The sequence below is a fragment of the Acinetobacter sp. ACNIH1 genome (genome assembly GCF_002934695.1).
Taxonomy (GTDB): domain Bacteria; phylum Pseudomonadota; class Gammaproteobacteria; order Pseudomonadales; family Moraxellaceae; genus Acinetobacter; species Acinetobacter variabilis.
In genome coordinates, this window is the sequence record NZ_CP026420.1 from 980,496 (window position 1) to 1,000,794 (window position 20,299).

19 protein-coding genes are annotated in these 20,299 nt (G+C 42.6%); 13 read left to right on the plus strand and 6 right to left on the minus strand.

The genetic code is table 11. The annotated features are described in order from the left end of the window. Nucleotides 1–130: 130 nt before the first annotated feature. Entirely contained in the window at nt 131–2,137 is a 2,007-nt protein-coding gene (locus C3F22_RS04865) for a hypothetical protein (RefSeq protein ID WP_104425936.1), read from the plus strand. 87 nt (nt 2,138–2,224) lie between these two features. Continuing rightward, nucleotides 2,225–3,940 carry an AAA family ATPase gene (locus tag C3F22_RS04870; RefSeq protein WP_104425937.1) on the plus strand — a complete coding sequence of 572 codons (1,716 nt, stop codon included), beginning with the start codon at nt 2,225–2,227 and terminating at the stop codon, nt 3,938–3,940. A 209-nt stretch (nt 3,941–4,149) separates the two neighbouring features. Here the strand turns inward: C3F22_RS04870 and C3F22_RS04875 are convergent, their stop codons facing one another. Next, complete coding sequence (locus C3F22_RS04875) at nt 4,150–4,602, minus strand: DUF441 domain-containing protein (RefSeq protein ID WP_034702287.1); 453 nt, start codon at nt 4,600–4,602, stop codon at nt 4,150–4,152. 137 nt (nt 4,603–4,739) lie between these two features. Here C3F22_RS04875 and C3F22_RS04880 point away from each other — a divergent pair, with 137 nt between their 5' ends. Next, nucleotides 4,740–5,447: a pseudouridine synthase gene (locus tag C3F22_RS04880; protein ID WP_104425938.1), complete on the plus strand. Its 708-nt coding sequence runs from the start codon at nt 4,740–4,742 to the stop codon at nt 5,445–5,447. A 10-nt stretch (nt 5,448–5,457) separates the two neighbouring features. Here C3F22_RS04880 and C3F22_RS04885 read toward each other — a convergent pair whose 3' ends face one another. From C3F22_RS04885 to C3F22_RS04895, 3 genes are all read right to left on the minus strand, one after another. Beyond that, nucleotides 5,458–5,901, minus strand: a complete 444-nt coding sequence (locus C3F22_RS04885; RefSeq protein WP_104425939.1) for a GNAT family N-acetyltransferase — start codon at nt 5,899–5,901, stop codon at nt 5,458–5,460. A 99-nt stretch (nt 5,902–6,000) separates the two neighbouring features. Further along, nucleotides 6,001–6,348 carry a type II toxin-antitoxin system RelB/DinJ family antitoxin gene (locus tag C3F22_RS04890; RefSeq protein WP_004784032.1) on the minus strand — a complete coding sequence of 116 codons (348 nt, stop codon included), beginning with the start codon at nt 6,346–6,348 and terminating at the stop codon, nt 6,001–6,003. Between the two features lie 113 nt (nt 6,349–6,461). Continuing rightward, nucleotides 6,462–7,370, minus strand: coding sequence for an RluA family pseudouridine synthase (locus tag C3F22_RS04895; protein WP_104425940.1), 909 nt, complete (start codon nt 7,368–7,370; stop codon nt 6,462–6,464). Nucleotides 7,371–7,499: 129 nt separating this feature from the next. Here C3F22_RS04895 and tsaE point away from each other — a divergent pair, with 129 nt between their 5' ends. The 4 genes from tsaE to hfq all read left to right on the plus strand — a co-directional run bounded on the left by tsaE (nt 7,500) and on the right by hfq (nt 11,506). Continuing rightward, nucleotides 7,500–7,976 carry a tRNA (adenosine(37)-N6)-threonylcarbamoyltransferase complex ATPase subunit type 1 TsaE gene (gene tsaE, locus C3F22_RS04900; protein ID WP_104425941.1) on the plus strand — a complete coding sequence of 159 codons (477 nt, stop codon included), beginning with the start codon at nt 7,500–7,502 and terminating at the stop codon, nt 7,974–7,976. Next, nucleotides 7,969–9,939: a DNA mismatch repair endonuclease MutL gene (gene mutL, locus C3F22_RS04905; RefSeq protein ID WP_104425942.1), complete on the plus strand. Its 1,971-nt coding sequence runs from the start codon at nt 7,969–7,971 to the stop codon at nt 9,937–9,939. Before tsaE ends, mutL begins: the two co-directional genes overlap by 8 nt. Before the next feature lie 6 nt (nt 9,940–9,945). Next, the gene (gene miaA / locus C3F22_RS04910; RefSeq protein ID WP_104425943.1) at nt 9,946–10,890 is read left to right on the plus strand and encodes a tRNA (adenosine(37)-N6)-dimethylallyltransferase MiaA; all 945 of its coding nucleotides are present in this window, start codon (nt 9,946–9,948) and stop codon (nt 10,888–10,890) included. 91 nt (nt 10,891–10,981) lie between these two features. Continuing rightward, the gene (gene hfq, locus C3F22_RS04915) at nt 10,982–11,506 is read left to right on the plus strand and encodes an RNA chaperone Hfq (RefSeq protein ID WP_104425944.1); all 525 of its coding nucleotides are present in this window, start codon (nt 10,982–10,984) and stop codon (nt 11,504–11,506) included. A 101-nt stretch (nt 11,507–11,607) separates the two neighbouring features. Here hfq and C3F22_RS04920 read toward each other — a convergent pair whose 3' ends face one another. Continuing rightward, on the minus strand, nt 11,608–12,915 hold the full coding sequence (locus C3F22_RS04920; RefSeq protein ID WP_104425945.1) for a peptidylprolyl isomerase: 1,308 nt from the start codon (nt 12,913–12,915) through the stop codon (nt 11,608–11,610). Further along, nucleotides 12,915–15,386 carry an LPS-assembly protein LptD gene (locus C3F22_RS04925; RefSeq protein ID WP_104425946.1) on the minus strand — a complete coding sequence of 824 codons (2,472 nt, stop codon included), beginning with the start codon at nt 15,384–15,386 and terminating at the stop codon, nt 12,915–12,917. Before C3F22_RS04925 ends, C3F22_RS04920 begins: the two co-directional genes overlap by 1 nt. A 121-nt stretch (nt 15,387–15,507) precedes the next feature. Between C3F22_RS04925 and C3F22_RS04930 the strand changes: the two genes are divergently transcribed. The 6 genes from C3F22_RS04930 (at nt 15,508) to C3F22_RS04955 (ending at nt 20,299) form a co-directional block, all read left to right on the plus strand. After that, nucleotides 15,508–16,521 (plus strand): aminoglycoside phosphotransferase family protein, encoded by a 1,014-nt coding sequence (locus tag C3F22_RS04930; protein ID WP_034170583.1) that lies wholly within the window; start codon nt 15,508–15,510, stop codon nt 16,519–16,521. Beyond that, nucleotides 16,522–17,211, plus strand: coding sequence for an N-acetylmuramate alpha-1-phosphate uridylyltransferase MurU (gene murU, locus C3F22_RS04935; RefSeq protein WP_104425947.1), 690 nt, complete (start codon nt 16,522–16,524; stop codon nt 17,209–17,211). A gap of 85 nt (nt 17,212–17,296) precedes the next feature. Beyond that, nucleotides 17,297–17,929 (plus strand): 16S rRNA (guanine(527)-N(7))-methyltransferase RsmG, encoded by a 633-nt coding sequence (gene rsmG / locus C3F22_RS04940; protein WP_104425948.1) that lies wholly within the window; start codon nt 17,297–17,299, stop codon nt 17,927–17,929. 24 nt (nt 17,930–17,953) lie between these two features. Then, entirely contained in the window at nt 17,954–18,736 is a 783-nt protein-coding gene (locus C3F22_RS04945) for a ParA family protein (RefSeq protein WP_104425949.1), read from the plus strand. After that, nucleotides 18,733–19,620 carry a ParB/RepB/Spo0J family partition protein gene (locus C3F22_RS04950; protein WP_034170580.1) on the plus strand — a complete coding sequence of 296 codons (888 nt, stop codon included), beginning with the start codon at nt 18,733–18,735 and terminating at the stop codon, nt 19,618–19,620. Before C3F22_RS04945 ends, C3F22_RS04950 begins: the two co-directional genes overlap by 4 nt. 37 nt (nt 19,621–19,657) lie before the next feature. After that, nucleotides 19,658–20,299, plus strand: a complete 642-nt coding sequence (locus C3F22_RS04955) for a MotA/TolQ/ExbB proton channel family protein (RefSeq protein WP_034170579.1) — start codon at nt 19,658–19,660, stop codon at nt 20,297–20,299.

Here is a 20,299-nt window from a genome sequence, read left to right on the forward strand (position 1 = left end):
TTTACATTGAGATCGAATCGTCTAAAAAATCACCATGCTTCAATTTCTGTAATAGAAAGGAAAAAGCGATTTTAAAGGATTGAAATTCAGTAGGTCTGTAACTCAATAGGGTTAAAACGAAGGGGGAAATATGGAACAGGAGGGTTTGTTACTGCCATTCAGACAGCTCGCTGAACAATGCCTCAGTATTTTTCCTGAGTTAAATCAGCTGTATCTGGATCAAATGGCGCTTATTGGTCATGTGAATGCCCAGAATTTGTTCAGGATTCATCAGGATGAGCATCGAATTGATCTGCTTAATGGCTTATTAAATATACAGCTATATACACCTCAAGATTTAAATCTGGAAAGTCCCCATGCCTTAGCAGAAATGCAGATTGATTCCAGGCTGGCTAAAGCAGAGGCTTTGGAAGAGTTTTTCTTTCAGGATATTTACTTTCTGACTGGTGATTTAAAGCCCCAGCATTCCCTGTTTTTACGTGATAAAGCCAAACAGCTCCGGCAGCTCATTATTGATCAAGTCTATATATGGGTTAATGCGCCTGACCGAGTTGCTAATTGCTTAAAACAGATGTCGCTTGTGCAGGCTGAAATCATCGACTCCTTTATGATTAAAGCCGAAGTTTATACTCAGCCTTGTATCAGTAATTGGATTCAAAGTGGGCATGAGATTCCTGCGAATGTCTTAAAACAGCTACAGCAAATCTTTTCCTTGCAATATTTGCAGCCAGATGAGTTTCTATCGATTCAGTCAGTTATGGATAGTCTGGATGCATTTTGTTTTAGTGCGCCTGAGTTTCTGCACCCAGCAACCTTCCGGATTATCTCCTTATCCTTTGAAAACCGGTTCAATCTGCATGAGCTGAATGACCATATTGACGATATCCGTTTGCTGTATCGGCATGCTGAAGAGCAAAGTCATCTACTGGGCTTTGTTCGGTTGATGAATCGTGATAGCTGGCATCGGAATGATCTGCTATCCAAACGCAATTTTCTGGAAAATAATCCTTATTTATGGCAAAAAAAAGTCGCCAAACTTCCTTTATTTGACTGTCATCGCGTAGTGAACTGGCTATTTAAACAGCCTGCGGAAATCTTGGATTGGCTGAGCAGCAACATTCAACATAGCAGTGTGCGGGTAGCAGCAACAGCTTTAAGCTTTATCGATACGCATCATATTCATCCGCAGATTGTTTTAGCTACCTTGCAATATTTTCAATATATCGCAGCACGTCTGTTTATTGATGATGTTCATCAATATGCCATTCAGCATCACTGGTTTGAGCATGAGCTAAATCGAACAGTTGTTCTCAAAGGGACGCGTCAGGCTATTGAGGATCATCGTATTGCCATTAGTCCATCGATTCTATATCTGGATGAATGGATCGGATTATTGCGGGATGTAGTGGCAATGGGTGATCAGATGACTAAAAGAGTTTACGCCAACTTAAGTCGGGTGATGCAGGCTTATATGCAGCATCTGTATAAGGTCACCCGTGATTTGCCTGAGGATGTGCTGGCTTATATTCGGCCCCAAACTCAGCAAGACCGTGATTTTTATAACGTGCTACAACGTAACCAGATTCCATTTGTAGAGTTCAGGAAGCGCTTTTATTTACATGCAAGGCATGTGCGGGAATCCTGTTTGGATGGTTATATCCGTGATTATCTGCCGGAGTATTTTTCTACTCAAACAGAAATGCCTAAAAATTTAAGCTGGACCAGTTTATTTACGCAGGCAGTTGTCTGGCATGAGCAAATTCAGAAGCAAGAGATTATTGCCAAGCTCAAAAAAGACTTTGCTCTAGCCAGCTGGAGGCCGCTCACACAAGCACATTTTCTACTGTATTTTAATTGGCGGTTTGAGGAATTGAAAACACTAGAGCGGATTATTGAAGAGGCTAGAATATTCCGGAACTGTCTGGCTGCAAGTTATGCACAGCGTATAGTCGAAGGTGAATATGTGGCCTTTCGCATGTCACATCCTGCCATTAAATTACCTTTGATTTTAGGCTGTCAGTTGCAGAATGACCAAGTCATTTTTGACCAGCTTGAGTATCCAAATAATCAAAAAGCGGAAGTTGAATATATCAATATTGCCCAGCATTTTATTAACTGGTTAAACCTGCAGGCTTGACCTGATTCAGTGCTTTTCTGTCCGTGAAGCTTAACTTTTCCGGCAAAAATCGTTAGGCTATAGCCGTTCTTTTACGGTATCTCTTTTATGAAACAGGAAACTGCACTTAAGCTCTTAAAAGCAGGGGAAAATGTCTTTTTAACCGGTTCTGCGGGTGCAGGGAAAACTTATACGCTTAATCAATATATCAATTATCTGAAAGCCCGTAAGGTGTCGGTTGCCATTACTGCATCGACTGGTATTGCGGCAACGCATATGAATGGCATGACCATTCATACCTGGGCAGGAATCGGGATCAAAGACTTTTTGTCTGAAGAAGATCTGAAGCGCATGAAAGAGCGTAAATACCTGAAAGAACACTTGGAAAATGCGCAAGTCCTGATCATTGATGAAATTTCCATGCTGCATGCCAAGCAGCTCAATCTGGTCAATCAGGTGCTGAAATATTTCAAGGAAAGTGATGAAGCTTTTGGTGGGATTCAGGTCATTGTAGCAGGGGACTTTTTCCAGTTGCCGCCCGTTGGGAAAAATGATGAGCGTAACCGCGATAAATTCTGCTTTATGTCGGATGCCTGGGTTGAAGCCAAGTTCCGTGTCTGTTACTTGACTGAACAGCACCGTCAGGGCAATGACTATCTAAATGATATTCTGAATGCCATTCGTGCACAGGCCATTTCACCTGAACATCGTTCAGCGCTACAGGGTACACGTCAGCAGGACATTGGCGATACCTATACACGTCTCTATACCCACAATATGGATGTCGACAGCATTAACTTTAAGCATCTGAATGAAATTGATCAGGATCCCCGCCAGTTTGATGCGCAATGTGATGGTAATGAAAAACTGATTGAAGCCTTAAAGTCTTCAGTCCGAGCACCCGAAGCCTTAACCCTGAAAAAACATGCCAAGGTCATGTTCGTGAAAAACAACTTTGATATGGGTTATATCAACGGCAGCTTGGGTGAAGTGATCGGCTTTGAAGATGATGATGAGCATGGCATTCTGCCAAAAGTTAAACTGACAGATGGAACTACATTAATTGTAGAGCCTGAAACCTGGTCGGTAGATAATGAAGCAGGTAAAACTATTGCCAGTTTCCAGCAGATTCCACTACGTTTGGCTTGGGCGATTACCATTCATAAGTCTCAAGGCATGACGCTAGAAGCTGCTGAGATTGACCTGAGTCATACCTTTGAAAAAGGTCAGGGCTATGTAGCATTATCCCGTTTAAAAAGCTTAAATGGTCTACGCTTGAAAGGCTTTAATGAACAGGCTCTGGAACTTGATAGTCTTGCCATTAAGGCTGATCGCCGTTTTCAGGAACTGTCAGATGAAGCAGAAGCGAATTTTGAAAACGTGGATTTGACTGTACAGCATAAGGCCTTTATCCGCCATTGTGGTGGCACTTTGAACGAAGTTGAGATCCAGCGTAATGAGAAGAAAATTGCCAAAAATGGTGGTAAGCAAAACTACGCGACTGCAACCTTGGATGAAACCCGTGAACTGTTTGAAGAAGGGTATGAGATTTCCGATATTGCAACTGAACGTGGCTTGACACCAGCAACCATCATTAACCATCTCGGACGTTTGCATAAAGAGCAAGGTCTTGATATCTCAGTAGCTCATCCGGGTGAGGAAGTTGTTGAACAAGTCCGTAAGATTTATAAACGTCTAACCAAACGTCAAAATTCAGATCATTTTAATGATGATGGCAGTATTAAATTACGCCCAATCGTGGAACTGACCAGCCCGCGTATGGGTTATGATCAGGTGCGTTTGGCCTTGCTGTTTGTGGAATAAAATTTGGGTTTTTAAATTTTAGTATTTAACCTGAGCTTTTACTTTTGAAAGATCAAAAGTAACAAAAATCTTTTGTTGGATTGAAGGTACATCCTGTACCTCAATCCAACGAGCGACATCCATGTCGCTGATCATGTGATTTAATACTATGCAGTTCTTAATTTTAGAATATTAATTTTTAAGAATATTGCACAATCATGGTTAAAGACTTATTGCGTTCCAATCAATAACGATAAAATCCCGGCTGCAATTAATGGCCCGACTGGGACACCACGAAGTACCGCCACACCTGCGACCGTACCAATTAATAGACCTGCAACGACATCAGGCTGACTTGACATCAGTTTCACCCCGCGTCCACCAAGCCAGGCAACAAATAGACCGATTGCAATTGCCAGTAAAGATTTCCAGCTAAGAAAAGATTTCAGAATACTGTCACCGGGAATTTTTCCGCTAGCAATCGGAGCCAATACTCCAATGGTTAAAATAATAATCCCGATATTTAGGCCATGTTGCTGTATATAAGGTAAGAGTTCATTGAGAGGCGTGATTTTTAATACGATCAACACGGCCGCGGCAATGGTCACAGCAGTATTATGACTAAAAATACCGCAAGCCAGTAGAACCAGAAGAACAAGCAGATTCAGATCAAATTGGGACATAAGGAGATAGGAAAAATGAAAAGTCACAGGATTATAGGCTTTTTACCCATTTAAAGGGAGAAAGCCTTATAAGAACTGAATCTAGTTGGTTTTCGGTATAGAATGCGCCTATTGTTCGTTTAAACAGGTTCAGACAGATGCTATTGGAAAAAATGTTGCAATCACAAGGTTTCGGCTCACGAAAACATTGTCAGCAACTGATTAAAAATGGTGCTGTTTCGATTCAAGGCGAACTCATCGATAACCCCAAGCATAAGCTGAATCTGCAAGATCTGACTTTTAGCGTCTATGGTCATGAGTATCGCTATCGGGAAAAAGTATATATTGTGCTCAACAAGCCACAAGATTATGAGTGCTCACATCAGACCACACATCATTTCAGTGTATTTGATCTGTTTGATGACATCCTGTTAAACCGTGGAATTCAATGTGTAGGTCGTCTCGATCAGGACACCACCGGATTGTTATTGCTGACGGATGATGGTCAGTTTCTACAAGCGTTGACCCATCCTAAAAAACATGTGGCGAAAGTCTATCAGATGACTACTACCGATCCCGTGACAGATGAGCAGATTCAACAGCTTGAACAGGGTGTGGAATTGAGAAATGAAAAAGGCACCTTTGCTGCTACAGATATTGTTCGTCTAGATGAAAATCGTCTGCAAATAACCATTCATCAAGGGGTTTATCATCAGGTGAAACGTATGCTGGCAGCTGTTGGTAATAAAGTGGAGCAGCTGCATCGTGCCCAGATTGGTGCATTGGCCTTGAATGAACTGGCAATAGGGGAATGGACCTATCTGGACGCAGAACAAGTGGCACAGGCAAAATTCCGTACCGAATAAAGTCTGGGATTTATTTCAGGAAACAATGGAACGTCACAAATTCATTATCCTGAATAAATCCAAGTGACTCATAAAGTTTATGTGACTGATAATTGGTTTTTTGCGTTTCCAGGCTGATTCGAAGCGCATTTTCATGTCGGGCAAACAAGATAGCAGTGTCAACCAGTTGCTTGGCTGCACCATGCCGGCGATAAGGCGGACTAATATAGACATCGTCCAGCACATAATAAGTAGAACATGCGACTGAGGAAAATCTTAAATACAGCAGAATAAATCCGGTAAAAATCTCATCTTTAGTGTTGATAAAAATGACAGTTTGACCATCTTCAAAACGCTGTTTCAAAAACTCGTAAGATAAATCCAGATTGGAAGAAGTACCATAAAATTGACGGTACTCATCAAATAAAACGGCCAGGTTAGGTATATCTTCTGACTGGGCACGTCGCACGATCATCGGCTTACTCCATGTTAATTTTATTATTTATCATTAACATCAAGCATAGCGAAGTTTGAAAGGAGAGAAACTTAAGAATTGTTCGTAAATGCAACAATGTTAAATTTTGTCGCTCTCACCTAAAATGGCATTCAGTTCTTCAAATAAATCAAAATGATCATCATCCAGATTCATCTCCTGATGATCTGCTGGAATCGCTGTAGTACTTGGACTTGAGGTTTGTTCTGCCTTAAGTTCATTCTGTTTCTGCTTGCGTAACTTGATCAGCTGTTCCAGATTAATATTCTGATTTTCAATCGAGAAGGGGATTGATTTGGTCAGAACCACCTGTTTAAAAAAAAGACGAACTGCCTGAGCCGGCGTAATCCCCAATTGTTTAAATACTGCAAATGCCTGTTTCTTTTCTTGGGAATCCAGGCGAATTTGATAAACTTCAGTTTTTCTCATAATATTTTCAAAGCTTTAAATTACTTAACTTTTCGCCTTATTCTAATAGATAACTTCGGGATTTCAATCGTCAAATTGCCGTTTTTAGAAAATAATCTGTAATGACAAGAGATTTACAGTGTCAATTCAAGTTCAGAGCTAAATTGCATCTGCTTTTGGGTAACTGGGTCCGTAAACTGAATGTGTTTGGCCAGTAGCTGTAACGGTGTAGAAAAATCATCCCCCGCCTTATGGCAAACCTGCGGATAAAAAGGATCATTCTGGATCGGAATTCCCAAATGACTTAAATGTACCCTTAACTGATGTTGCTTTCCTGTATGCGGTTTTAGCTCATATTTGCCCCATTGTTGATCATGTTGTAGCAGTTGAATTTCGGTTTCGCTATTAGGTTCTCCTTCTACCACCTGCATGGTATAAAAGGGCTGGCCTTTTTCCATTTTCAGCTTTGTGATGAGAGGAAAACTTAAATCATCACGATAAGCCGCAATCGCATGATAAGTTTTCTGTACTTGCCGAGTCGCAAACATTTGCTGATAAACCCCACGCGATTGCACACATTTTGAAATCAGCACCACACCTGCCGTTTCACGATCCAATCGATGAATCGGAGTAAGATGTTCATTTCCAGTTTGCTGTTTTAGGCGTACCAGCAAGGTTTCCTGTACATATTGCCCAGTAGGACTCATGGTCAGAAAATGAGGTTTATCTACGACCAGCAGATGCTCATTCTCAAATAAAATCTGATGCTGAAAAGGAACATGCACTTCGTGTGCCAAAAAACGATAATAAAAACAATGAGTATTCGCTTGAAAAGAACTTTCGATGCTTAAGGTATTGCCCTGAGCATCATAAACCAGACCATTATTGAAACGGGATTGCCATTCGCTTGACTCAATATGTGGAAATTGTGCACAGAGATAGGCATAGACTGTATTGGGTGAATCTGAGGTCGCTTGCAGGAATACTTTACTTGCCGTAACCCCATTTAGCATGGGTGGGTTAAATTCAACAGTCGAAGTCATCACAACGTGGATCTATCTCTGGTCTGGAACGGATGCTGTGAAAAAATACAGTTTCTCACAGAGGTGAATAGGCTTTTAAAGCGTTGCGATGCTATCATAATTATTCTTTTTCATCATGTCGTGAGTAATATGCCTTATTCATTTAATGTCACTTTAAAACATGAAGATGACACCCAAAATCTGGCCAAAGTTCTGGCAAATAATTTTTCTGCGGGCGTTATATATCTGATTGGTGACTTGGGTGCGGGGAAAACCACGCTGACGCGTTATTACTTACAACAACTCGGTCATAAAGGCTCAGTAAAAAGTCCGACTTATACACTGGTGGAGCCCTATCAGGTGAATGGTCAGGATATCTTTCATTTTGATTTATATCGTCTCAATGACCCTTATGAACTTGAATTGATGGGAATTCGGGATTATTTAGAAACTCCCAATGCGCTATTTTTATTTGAATGGCCTTCTAAGGGTGGCGATGAAATCCCACAAGCCGATTTAATTATTGAAATTTTAAAATCAGAAGATGAGCTGACCCGTACTGCAAGTCTGATTTCTTCTAATCTGGCCTTACAGCAAGCTTTGGAGCGTGAATTCCCAAATGGTTGATGATCTAAGCATACGCCGTATCCGTGCACTTAATCCTGCGCTGGCGAACCAGATTGCCGCAGGTGAGGTGATTGAACGTCCTGCATCTGTGGTCAAGGAGTTGCTGGAAAACTCGATTGATGCGGGTGCAACCGAGCTGATCATCCGGGTGGAACAGGGCGGCAGTACGCTGATTGAAATCATTGATAATGGCCGAGGCATTCATCATGAGGATTTGCCATTGGCCGTGATGCGTCACGCAACCAGTAAGATTCAAACAGCTGAAGAGTTGCATGCGATTACCAGCTTGGGCTTTCGTGGTGAAGCATTGGCTTCAATTGCTGCAGTGTCTCGTTTGACTCTAACGAGTAGCCAGAATGAAGATGGTATCGGCTATCAGGTCGAAGTGAACGGTACGGCTTTTGATCATCAAGACATTCAACCGGTCGCAGCATCCAAAGGTACCCAGATCCGGGTGCAGGATTTATTCTTCAATGTTCCGGCGCGGCGCAAATTTCTAAAAAAGCCCGGCACTGAATTTGGACATATCGAAGAAATTGTCCGCCGTATGGCTTTAACGCATTTCGATATTCGCTTTGTATTGGAACATAACCAAACCATCAAGCTGAATTTGCCGGTCGCAGATAGTGGTGCTTTGCGTTTTCAACGTGTGCAACAATTACTTGGCCGTCAGTTTACTGAAAATGCTTACTGGATTGATGCAGATAGTATCAATATGCGTTTATCTGGCTGGCTCGGACATCCTTCGGATGCACGGGCTCAAGCCGATCTGCAATATGTCTATGTGAATGGCCGGATCGTTAAGGACAAGACCATTTCGCACGCTCTGCGTATGGCTTATGATGGTATCCTGCATGGGCATCAGCATGCCGCTTATTTACTTTTTCTGGAAATCGATCCAGAAAGTATCGATGTGAATGTGCATCCGACCAAACATGAAATTCGTTTCCTGAACCAGCGTGAAGTACATGAATTTGTACGTCACTATGCCAAGGAAACCCTGGCACAATTCCAGACTGCGACCGCTGATCTGGCTGAGGCCATGAAAACTGAGTCTGAAGTTGTTGCAATTACACCTCAGCCACGCTATCAGGAGCAGTTTAGCCTGCATCAGTCCGTAGTCACTCAACCAGTTATTCCCGCCACATATCCATATCATCAGCGTGAAGAAGAAGCTTCTGATGTGTTAACGGATTTTGAATCATCTGGTCCACAAACTGTGCATTATGCACAGGATTACAGTAAGTCATATTCGGGTTCACAGCAGCTGAATAATGCCTTGAAAAGTTATCTCGCTCCTTTAAGAGAAACTGAAGCAGAAACTAGTCATTCAGCATCGAATGCATTACAGTCACATTTACATAGTAAAGTGGATGAGCATCCTTTAGGGATTGCGATCGCCCAGCTGCATGGTATTTATATACTAGCGCAAAATACCGAAGGCTTAATCATCGTAGATATGCATGCGGCGCATGAGCGTATTCTGCTGCAACAGATGAAAATGGCTTGGGATAAACCGGAATTCTGGATATCCCAGCAATTGCTGATTCCTAAAGTGGTGAGCATTAGTCGTATGCAAGCCATGCGTGTTGACGAACTCAAAGATCAACTTGCTCGTTTAGGTCTGGAAATTGACCAGTATGGTGATGAACAGGTCATTGTGCGAGGCGTACCGGCCATTTTATATAAGGCTGATTTTGATGCCTTGATCCTTGAATTACTGAATGATCTGGATCCGAATGATCAGGGACAGGGGTTAATGCAAAAACGTGATCAGATTCTTGCAGGTATGGCCTGTCATGGTGCGGTACGTGCACATCGAATGTTGAGTCTGTCTGAAATGAACGCTTTGCTGCGTCAGATGGAACAAACTGAATTTGCGAGCCAATGTAATCATGGTCGTCCAACCTGGCGAGCATTTCCATTGTCTCAACTTGATAAACTTTTTGCTCGGGGAGAGTAACCTTACATGTCCAATCAACTGCCGGTCATCAATTTAATGGGACCAACTGCAAGCGGTAAAACTGCTTTGGCATGTGAACTATACGAGCAAGGTCATTTTGAGCTGATTTCTGTCGATTCTGCGCTGGTCTATCGGGAAATGGACATTGGTACAGCGAAACCTTCTAAAGACGAGTTAGAGCGCTATCCGCATCATTTAATCGATATTATTAGTCCGCTCGAAGTCTATTCTGCAGCAAACTTTGTCGAAGATGCTTGCCGTCTGATTGATGATATTCATGCACGTGGTAAAACTCCAATTCTGGTGGGTGGCACCATGCTGTATTTTAAGGCCTTACTTGAAGGCTTGTCTGATAATTTACCAAGCGCAGATTACGCGGTGCGTGCCCAGATTGAAGAGAAAGCAGCTCGTGAAGGGTGGGAAGCGGTGTATGCTAAATTATGTCAGGTAGATCCCTTGGCGGGTCAGAAATTTAAAGTGAGTGATAAACAGAGAATTATCCGCGCATTAGAGGTTTTTAAGCTAACAGGTGAGCCGATTACAAAACTACAAGCAGAACAACCAAAAAATTTACCATATCGTTACAGTTTCTATAATTATGCCTTAATGCCTGATCGGTTAGAATTGCATAAGCGTATTGAAAAACGTCTTGAAATTATGTGGAAAAACGGATTTTTAAATGAAGTTAAAGGATTAATGGGAAAATACGATTTTGACGAAAATTTACCCTCAATGCGTTCAGTAGGTTACCGCCAAGCCATAGAATTCTTAAAAAAAGGTGACCTAAGTCATGAAAAACAACAGGAAATGGAGGATAAGGCTTTATTTGCGACACGACAACTTGCCAAACGTCAATATACCTGGTTGAGATCTTTGCAAGAAAAGCATAAATTTACAACATATTTTACGCTCGAGCAGGCCCAAGAAGACTTGCGAAACTGTCACGGATAAAGCAAAATTTGAGTACTATCTTTTTTATAATTTTTAATTGAAAAATAGAGATAGTTTTTTGCGCTGATTTTTAAATTTTTGGAGTTATAACATGTCTAAAGGTCAAACTTTACAAGATCCATTCTTGAATTCTCTCCGTAAGGAACGTATTCCAGTTTCTATCTTCCTAGTAAACGGTATCAAATTACAAGGTCACATCGAGTCTTTTGACCAATACGTTGTATTATTAAAAAATACAGTAAGCCAAATGGTTTACAAACACGCGATTTCTACAGTAGTACCTGCACGTAATCCTCGTCCAGCTGGTGCTCCTGCTGGTCCACAAGGTGCGGGCTTCGGTGGTCAAGGTGGCGCGGGTGGCTTCGGTGGTCAAGGCGCTGCTGGTGGCTTTGGCGGTCAAGGTGGCTTCGGCGGTCAAGGTGCTGGCTTCGGTGGTCAAAGTGGCTTCGGTGGTCAAGGCGGCTTCGGTGGTCAAGGTGGCTTCGGTGGTCAAGGTGGCTTCGGTGGTCAAGGTGCTGGCTTTGGTGGTCAAGGCGCTGGCTTTGGTGGTCAAGGCGCAGGTTTTGACAACGATTCAAAATTTGAAGATTCTTCTGACGACGAAAACAATCGTTAATCGGATCTGAAATAGAAAGCCTCTTAATAAGAGGCTTTTTATTATTTAAAGAATTAAGTCATTAAAAAAGCCAGCATAATGCTGGCTTTTCTTCTCTTAAATTAACGAGCGCGTTTAGGATCTAGCTGTGGATCTTTAATTTCTACATAGGCATTGCTACGGGTTTCACGTAACCAGCTATCTAGCTCAGCATCAAACTGGCGTTCACCCAGAATCTGGCGGGCCATACGTTCCTGATATTCCTGAGTCATATCCTGTTGACGTGTATCGGTCACTTGCAGGATATGCCAGCCAAATTGTGACTGGAATGGTTCACTAATCTGACCTACTGCCGTACTTTTCATACGCTGTTCAAATTCAGGTACCATGACACCTGGGCTGACCCAGCCTAAACTGCCGCCATCACGCGCTGAACCTGTGTCATTAGAGAAAGTAGACGCCAATACTGCAAAATCTTCACCTTGCTTAAGACGCGTATACAAGCTATCAATCATCTGCTTAGCATTTTCCGGGCTAACCACTTCTGATGTTTGAATCAGAATATGACGAGTCTGGTATTGAGGTACCAGTGCTTTTTGTTCACCATCTTTACGCTCTAAAAGTTTCAGGACATGCACGCCATCTGCCGCAGGAATTAGCTCAGATGTTTGACCCGCTTGCAAAGTAGAAACACGTGCAGCGAGTTCGCCTGGAATTTCTGATAGGTTTCGAACACCCATATCAGATGCATCTACTTTAATATCGCCAGTTGAATATTTTTTGCTGATCGCCTGAATATCATTGCTGCTGCTTAAATCATTTCTTACTTGCGCAGCAATCTGTTGAGCATTTTCTCCGGTTATACGTAAATGCAGAACATGTACCTGGCTACCTAACAAAGCTTGACCTTGTGGTGTATTCAGGAAGTTTTTAACATCTTGATCACTGATTTGAATACGTGAATTTACTGCTTGCTGACGTAAACGGCTAAGTGCTAGATCTTCTGCAATACGGTTACGTAAAGAGGCATACGTATTCGGCGCGATAGCATCCAGTTTTTGCTGGAAAGCTTCCAAGCTAGGGGAGCCTGAATCACGTGCTACTTTAAGCACTGCTTCATTTAAAGATTTTTCATCTGGACGAATATTGTAGCGTTTAACCTGTTCCAGTTGAGCCTGACGTACAATTAGCTGTTCAAGTGCTTGTTGTTCAAGATAAGGTTGCGGTGGAACAGGCTTGTTTTGCTTTTGCAACTGGTGAGAAATTTCAGCAACGCTTTGTGCCAGATCACTACGCAGAATAGCGCTATTGTCGACAACAGCTACAACTTCATCTTTAGGTTGGGCAACAGCAAAAGTCGTCATCGCTGAAGAAAGACATAGCGCAAGTGCGGTCGCTTTAAAAATTTGTTTTAACTGTTTTGTCTTCATTAACGTTCTGTCCAAGTTTGATTGATATTGTTAAAACCTAGAATACGATTTTCTAGTAATGAGGTTAGCTTGTTGCTTAACCCGCCAAGACCTTTAAGCGTTACTTCAGCCATCACTGCACGTTTCGCTTTCACATCCGGGTCATTGATATCGTCTAGGTCATTGTAGTATGAGCGGCCATAGACAGATACTCCCCAACAGCATGACTCATAGTTTACGCCAAGTAAATATTCACGTGCGACACTATTGTCCAGGTCAAATTGTGCATGGCCGACCAGACGCCAGTTATTGGCAATTGGCTGGATAAATGAGCCAACCACCTGATCATAACTTTCCTGGCGGTTTGGAATATCTTTACGATAGAAATAGCCTACGTTATATAGATTGCCCTGATCGCCCGTATAATAAACCTGTACATCACGCTGGGCATTGGAGCCATTCGACATCCAGCTAGAATTTAGGTTGACATGCACGTTTTTGTTTAACTGACTTCTAAGCTGAATAACTGGACCAGTATGGCTTTCACGATCAAATTTATCTGCTTCACGATCTAATGTGACACGGCGATCTTCAAAGAAGAAACTTTGTCCCACACTGGCGCGTAATCGCTCTAAACCTTCTTCATTAAATAAACTGTAACTAAGACCTAAAGAAGCGAAGTTATTGTCTTCTAAGCGGTCATTACCATAGAAGCGGCGTGCACTAAATAATTGATCATAATTAATTGAGGCTACGACAGAGTCAAAGTTTGGCTGATTGCGCTGATTTTCATATGGTGAATAAGCGTAAAACAGGCGAGGCGTCAAGGTCTGTAAATAGCGACCATCTTTTTCAAAAATTAAACCGGTGTCCAGCGTAAATTGTGGCACTACGATAGAATGATTTTCACTTGATGAGCTGGTTTGATTATTATTAATACGATCAATAGTATCTTGATCATAGAAAGTATTGATATTGCGTAATGTCGCCTGAGGAATGAAGAATGACCAAGGGGTAAAGTGATTATAGCGTACCGAGAAATCATTATAGATGCGTGTACCACTTGGTTGATAGATGGCTTCATCACCGGTATCAATATTTTCAGTATTTCTGATGTCTTTCTGGAAATAAGCCGTATCGTTATTAAATTCGTATTGTAAACCCAGTGGGTTACCGGTCTTATAATTCACCAAAAGCTGCGGCAAACGCGCATAAGGGCGGTCCTCATCCAGAACGGCAGGATCAAGCGTCTGGAAATCTTCAACTTTAAACTGAGCTTTTAAGCCGGGGATACCATTTTTATAATTAACTTCCCAAGCACGGCGCAAGTTCAGGTCTGTTTTTGAATCTGGGTTATTATCCAGATCGGCAAAAAAGTCCTTGTCTGATGCGTAATTATATTCAAGATTTGTTGAGAACTGATCGTTGATTTGCCAGTTATGCAGGAAGTGTAGGTCTTTACGGTCTTTATTGCTATAACTTTCATCAGATGGCAGGTAGCCACCCCAAATCCGGCCTTCACCATAGTTTTCTGTTAGATAACGAAACTCGCCATCCAGCATCGCACCACGGTCACTAATATAACGTGGCGTAATGGTCGCATCATATTGTGGTGCCAGGTTAAGATAAACCGGCATACCCAATTCCAGACCCCCATCATTGGTAAATCCGAAAGTTGGCGTCAGAATCCCTGTGGTACGGCGATCATCGATTGGGAAGTTAAAATAAGGAACAGCCAGTACCGGAACATCTTTCACATAGAGCTTGGTATTACGGGTTTCACCACGACCGGTTTCCTGATTCAGCTTGATTTGATCTGCCTGAATTTTCCAGGTCGGCTTTTGTTCAGGTGGACAGGTGGAATAGGTGGCATTTTCCAGTTCAAGCGTATCGTCAGAGGTTTTGGCAATCTTTTCAGCACGACCATGCGCATGTTGTTCTTCGGCAATGAAGAAACTATTGTTTAAGTCACCTTGCTGGGTTTTCAGGTTGTAATTGATATCATCGCTTTGCGAAATCAAGCCACCTTGGGCCAATTGGACTTGACCTTCTGCCTTAGCATAGGTTTGAGTCTGATCAATCGTCACGCGTTCCGCACGAATCTGGCGACCTTCCTGATCAATGATCACATTGCCTTCTAAGTAGGAATCCCCGGCCGGATTATAATGACCATAGTCTGCAGTAATGGTTGAAGTTGCCTGTTCAGGGTCAATCGTCGGTGCATCAGGTGCAATAGGAGTGACCCAGGCGCCCTCACAATAGGCTGAACTGAGGTATTTACCTTGACGCTGCTGTGCTTCTGGCGAAGATTTATCCACATAATATTGTGAGAAGAATGCTTCACCGGGATAGGTCTCATTAATGCGCTGTTTAAGTTGTTCCGCATTTACATTGGATGAGTCATTTGATGCAGCATAGCTTGAGACCGAGCTACTACATAAAAGGGTTAAGATCGCAGTCGCTAGAGGGTTTATTTTAAAGTGATGCTTCATTTGTCTCATTAACCAATCATGCTTTTATCGCAATTAATTATTGTCGCATCATAGAGAAAAAGTTGATAAGTAGCTACACTTAGCACTTTAAAAACTCAGCCTGTACTAGAATTTATTGCAAATGAATACTCAACGCGAACAATTGATACAATCTTGGATTGCTTCTGTACTCGGTTCAGATCAATTTGAAACACATTTTTTAGCAGGCGATGCAAGTTTTCGTCGTTATGCACGAATCAAACTGAATAATAAAACATTTATGCTCATGGATGCACCACCAGAAAAAGAAGATTGTGTGCCTTTTGTGACGATTGATGAATTTTTTGATGCCCATGGCGTACGTGTTCCACACATTGTGGCCAAAGACCTGGAAAATGGTTTTTTGCTGCTCGAAGATTTTGGTGATGTGCTGTTGTCAAATCTGCTGAATGATCAGACGGTTGATGCCTATTATGAGCAAAGTTTTAAACAGCTGATTCAGCTGCAGTCCATTCCTGGAGAAGGTCAGTTTCCTGCTTATTCTTATGAGAAGCTTATTTCTGAAATGGAGTTGCTGACTGACTGGATGCTACCTGCTCTAAAAATCCAGCCTACTGAAGCGGAATCTGCTTTGATCAAGCGCACATTTGCGATACTGGCGAATGCTGCTTTGGCACAACCTCAAGTCATTGTGCATCGTGATTTTCATAGCCGTAACCTGATGAAAATCGAAAATGAAACCGAACTGGGTGTGATTGATTTTCAGGATGCAGTGATTGGTGCTGATACCTATGACCTGATCTCTATTACCCGTGATGCCTATGTGCAGTGGAATGCAGATCGCGTGTATCGCTGGTTTAAAGTGTTCTATGACCTGTTACCAGCAGCGGCAAAACAGGACCGTGATTTCGAACAGTTTAAAAAAGATGCGGATATGATGGCGATTCAGCGTCATATCAAGATTTTAGGTATTTTCGTACGTCTATTTGAGCGAGATGGGAAATCTGGCTATCTAAAAGACCTGCCACGTGTGATGTGGTATCTGCTCGAAGAAACCAAAGACTATCCAGAATTACAGCCATTTATGCAGTTTATTCATGAAAAAGTGATGCCAGCTTTTGAAGCAAAATATGGTTCATACGAGGTAGCGGCCTAAATGAAAGCGATGATTCTCGCGGCTGGCTTGGGCAACCGCATGCGTCCTTTAACTTTGCATACGCCAAAACCTTTGCTGGAAGTGGGCGGCAAACCATTAATTGTCTGGCATATTGAAAAACTGGCTGCGATGGGTGTGAATGAAATTGTCATCAATACTGCCTGGCTAGGTGAAAAACTGGCTCAGGCTTTGGGTGACGGTTCACAGTTTGGTGTCAAGATTTTGTGGTCACATGAAGGTGAAGGGCTGGAAACAGCCGGTGGCATTATTAATGCTTTACCACTTCTGGGTGATGAGCCTTTTATTCTGGTCAATGGTGATGTCTGGACAACCATGGACTTTGCACCTTTATTGAATGTTGAGCTGGGTGAAAATCTGGCACATCTGGTTTTGGTACAAAACCCGGAGCAGCACCCTAACGGTGATTTTACACTTGCAGACGGCAAGGCTTATACCTTTGACCAGCAGGTGGCGGGTGAAAACCTGACTTTTAGTGGTGTATCAGTGATTCATCCGAAAATGTTTGCAGGCTTAGAGGCTGGAAAACGTCCTTTAGCACCACTATTAAAAGCAGCAATGCTGGAAAAAAAGATTGCTGCTTCTAAATTGACAGGTATTTGGGTGGATGTGGGAACACCTGAGCGTTTGAATGCATTGGATTTAATGATCCGAGAAGGGAAGTCTGCTTAAGTGAATATTCACTAAGCACTCCCTACTGTGCCAATATAGAGAAAACGGTATACTTCCACTTAACTTTTTCGAGCATTGATTGTTTATGCACACGTTTTTTCAAGAACTAAAGCAGGGTAGCCAGGCTTTAGGTTTAGAGCTGTCTGATGAAGCTTTAAATTTATTACTCAAGTACCAGGACGCTTTGGTGTTGTGGAATAAAGCATACAATTTGACTGCAATTCGTGATCCTAAGGAAATGCTAGTTAAGCATCTGCTTGACAGTTTGAGTATTCTAAAGGATTTGCCTGCAGGTCGTTTGCTCGACATCGGGACTGGTGGTGGTATGCCGGGCATGATCATTGCTTTATGTCAGCCTGAGCGTGAATGTGTACTACTGGATTCAAACGGTAAAAAAATTCGTTTCCTGAAGCAGTTTATTGCAGACCTAAAATTAAAAAATGTCATTGCAGTACAAACCCGTGTGGAAAATGAAGACAGTATCAGTGAGCTGGGTCAGTTTGATGTGATTACCAGTCGTGCATTTGCTTCATTGACAGATTTTGTGAATGCATCTAAACCGTATATGCATGAGCAGAGTATTATTGCTTCCATGAAAGGTTTGATTCCTGAAGAGGAAGTGGCAGCGTTAAAAGATGAATTTAGCTGTCAGATTATTGAACTGAAGGTTCCGCGCTTGGACGAACAACGTCATTTACTTCTATTAAAACGTATTTAAAATTTTTGAAGGATCGGGGTCAACATGGCACAAATTATTGCGATTGCCAACCAGAAAGGTGGTGTCGGTAAAACCACAACCGCAGTAAATTTGGCGGCATCTCTCGCTGTGTTAAAAAAACGCGTTTTGCTTGTGGATATGGATTCTCAAGGTAACGCGACCATGGGGTCGGGGATTCAGAAAAATGACCTGCTGTATTCAGTGACTGATGTATTGCTAGGTGAAGTGCCGATTGAAACTGCGATTACTAAAGCTGAAGTCGGATATAAGGTTTTAGGGGCAAACCGTGATCTGGCTGGTGTGGAGCTGGCGATTGCCGAGAAAAAAGGCCGTGAATTCATTTTGCGTGAAGCTTTGCAGGAAATTGAATCCTCATTCGACTATATCATTGTTGATTGTGCACCAAGCTTAAGCTTGATCACCGTGAATGCATTGGCAGCGGTGGATGGTGTCATCATCCCGATGCAATGCGAATATTATGCATTGGAAGGTCTGGCTGATCTGACACAAACCATTGACCGCATTCAGCAGGCACTTAATCCAGACCTACAGATCGTGGGTGTATTGCGTACCATGTATGATGCACGAAATGCCTTGACCCGTGATGTTTCAGAAGAGTTAGAGCAATATTTTGGTAAAAAACTTTATGAAACCGTGATTCCACGTAATATCCGTCTGGCTGAAGCGCCGGCACATGGTCTACCAGTGATTTATTTTGAAAAAAGTTCAAAGGGTGCAGTTGCTTACTTGAATCTGGCAGCTGAAGTATTAAAGAAAAGCAAAGTGAAAAAAGGAAGTAAAGCATGACCGTCAAGAAACGTGGACTCGCCAAAGGTCGTGGTTTAGATGCCTTGCTGGGATCAATTCAAAAAGAAAAATTACAACTCGAAGCACAAGGTCTTGATCATGGTCAGTTGAAACAGATTGATGTCAATCTGCTGAAACGTGGTGAATATCAGCCACGTCGCTATATCAATGAGCAGGATCTGCAGGAACTGGCAGCATCGATTGAAAAGCATGGCATCATGCAACCGATCGTGATCCGTCCGGTCGATGATGAACGCTATCCATACGAGATTATTGCGGGTGAGCGTCGCTGGCGTGCGGCACAACTGGCAGGCCTGACTGAAGTTCCTGCGATTGTGCGTGAGCTGAATGATCAGGTCGCAATTGCATTAGCTTTAATCGAAAACATTCAGCGCCAGGACCTGAACCCGATTGATCAGGCGATGGCTTTGCAGCGTTTCCATGACGAGTTTGGTTTAAGCCATCAGGAAATTGCCGATACTGTCGGTAAGGCGCGTACCACAGTGAGCAATCTGCTGCGTCTGCTAACTCTGGCTGAAGAAGTAAAAGACTTTATGCAGCAGGGCTTGCTGGATATGGGACATGCACGTGCCATCCTGACTTTGAAGGCTAAAGATCAGCTTAAAGTTGCTGAGATGGTCATTGAAAAAAGCCTATCAGTACGCCAAACCGAACAGTTGGTACGCGACTACAATGCACCGAAAACAGAAAAACCAAAAGCAGCGATTGCGCCAGACATTCAGCAGCTGACTCAGCGTCTGTCTGAGCGCTTTAGTGCGGATGTTAAAATTGACTACAACAAGCAAGGAAAAGGCAAGCTGGTCATTAGCTATCATTCTTTAGAAGAGCTGGATGGGATTCTTTCGATCCTGGGCGAAGAATAATTAATTTAAAATTTGTTTTTATTGGGGAATAAATCAGATGTGGGAATTGGTTAAAGCAGGCGGCTGGTTGATGCTGCCGCTAGTATTGTGTTCGATATTTATGCTGGCGATCTCGGTCGAGCGCTTCATTCGTTTAAAAAAGAGTCTGGTACTGCCCAACTCACTTCTGATAGGTCCTGCACAAAATGCAGACCAAGCCATGCAAAAGCTGCAACAGAGTTCAGCTTTGAAAAACAGTACTTTGGGTCGTGTATTTACTGCTGGTTTTGAAGCGCGTCACCAGTCTGAGCAATATGCTCGTGCTCAGATGGAAGTGATAGCTTCACAGGAAATTGGCTATCTGGAAAAAAATATTAATTTTCTGGGTACTTTGAGCGCAGTAGCGCCTTTACTCGGTTTGCTGGGTACAGTCATTGGGATTATCGAATCATTTTTAATGATTGATGTCGGTACTAATAGTGACCCGGTGTTAATGATGCCCGGTATTTCCAAAGCACTGATCACAACAGCAGCGGGTATGTTGATTGCTATTCCTGCTTTATTTGCACATCGTTATTTCCAGCGTCTGGTTCAGGAATATGTGGCGGAACTTGAACAGCAGGCAACCTTATTTCATGCCAACCTGTTCTATTTGAATGCTTCAGATGATGTAGAAGAACGCATCAAGAAAGCAAGCTAG

What these genes read in the sequence shown, in the direction of transcription:
- C3F22_RS04955 (WP_034170579.1), top strand. Translation starts at nt 19,658, where the DNA reads ATGTGGGAATTGGTTAAAGCAGGCGGCTGGTTGATGCTGCCGCTAGTA.
- C3F22_RS04920 (WP_104425945.1), bottom strand. Translation starts at nt 12,915, where the DNA reads ATGAAGACAAAACAGTTAAAACAAATTTTTAAAGCGACCGCACTTGCG.
- C3F22_RS04950 (WP_034170580.1), top strand. Translation starts at nt 18,733, where the DNA reads ATGACCGTCAAGAAACGTGGACTCGCCAAAGGTCGTGGTTTAGATGCC.
- C3F22_RS04890 (WP_004784032.1), bottom strand. Translation starts at nt 6,348, where the DNA reads ATGAGAAAAACTGAAGTTTATCAAATTCGCCTGGATTCCCAAGAAAAG.
- C3F22_RS04895 (WP_104425940.1), bottom strand. Translation starts at nt 7,370, where the DNA reads ATGACTTCGACTGTTGAATTTAACCCACCCATGCTAAATGGGGTTACG.
- mutL (WP_104425942.1), top strand. Translation starts at nt 7,969, where the DNA reads ATGGTTGATGATCTAAGCATACGCCGTATCCGTGCACTTAATCCTGCG.
- C3F22_RS04885 (WP_104425939.1), bottom strand. Translation starts at nt 5,901, where the DNA reads ATGATCGTGCGACGTGCCCAGTCAGAAGATATACCTAACCTGGCCGTT.
- C3F22_RS04870 (WP_104425937.1), top strand. Translation starts at nt 2,225, where the DNA reads ATGAAACAGGAAACTGCACTTAAGCTCTTAAAAGCAGGGGAAAATGTC.
- C3F22_RS04880 (WP_104425938.1), top strand. Translation starts at nt 4,740, where the DNA reads ATGCTATTGGAAAAAATGTTGCAATCACAAGGTTTCGGCTCACGAAAA.
- miaA (WP_104425943.1), top strand. Translation starts at nt 9,946, where the DNA reads ATGTCCAATCAACTGCCGGTCATCAATTTAATGGGACCAACTGCAAGC.
- murU (WP_104425947.1), top strand. Translation starts at nt 16,522, where the DNA reads ATGAAAGCGATGATTCTCGCGGCTGGCTTGGGCAACCGCATGCGTCCT.
- C3F22_RS04945 (WP_104425949.1), top strand. Translation starts at nt 17,954, where the DNA reads ATGGCACAAATTATTGCGATTGCCAACCAGAAAGGTGGTGTCGGTAAA.
- rsmG (WP_104425948.1), top strand. Translation starts at nt 17,297, where the DNA reads ATGCACACGTTTTTTCAAGAACTAAAGCAGGGTAGCCAGGCTTTAGGT.
- C3F22_RS04865 (WP_104425936.1), top strand. Translation starts at nt 131, where the DNA reads ATGGAACAGGAGGGTTTGTTACTGCCATTCAGACAGCTCGCTGAACAA.
- C3F22_RS04930 (WP_034170583.1), top strand. Translation starts at nt 15,508, where the DNA reads ATGAATACTCAACGCGAACAATTGATACAATCTTGGATTGCTTCTGTA.
- C3F22_RS04925 (WP_104425946.1), bottom strand. Translation starts at nt 15,386, where the DNA reads ATGAAGCATCACTTTAAAATAAACCCTCTAGCGACTGCGATCTTAACC.
- tsaE (WP_104425941.1), top strand. Translation starts at nt 7,500, where the DNA reads ATGCCTTATTCATTTAATGTCACTTTAAAACATGAAGATGACACCCAA.
- C3F22_RS04875 (WP_034702287.1), bottom strand. Translation starts at nt 4,602, where the DNA reads ATGTCCCAATTTGATCTGAATCTGCTTGTTCTTCTGGTTCTACTGGCT.
- hfq (WP_104425944.1), top strand. Translation starts at nt 10,982, where the DNA reads ATGTCTAAAGGTCAAACTTTACAAGATCCATTCTTGAATTCTCTCCGT.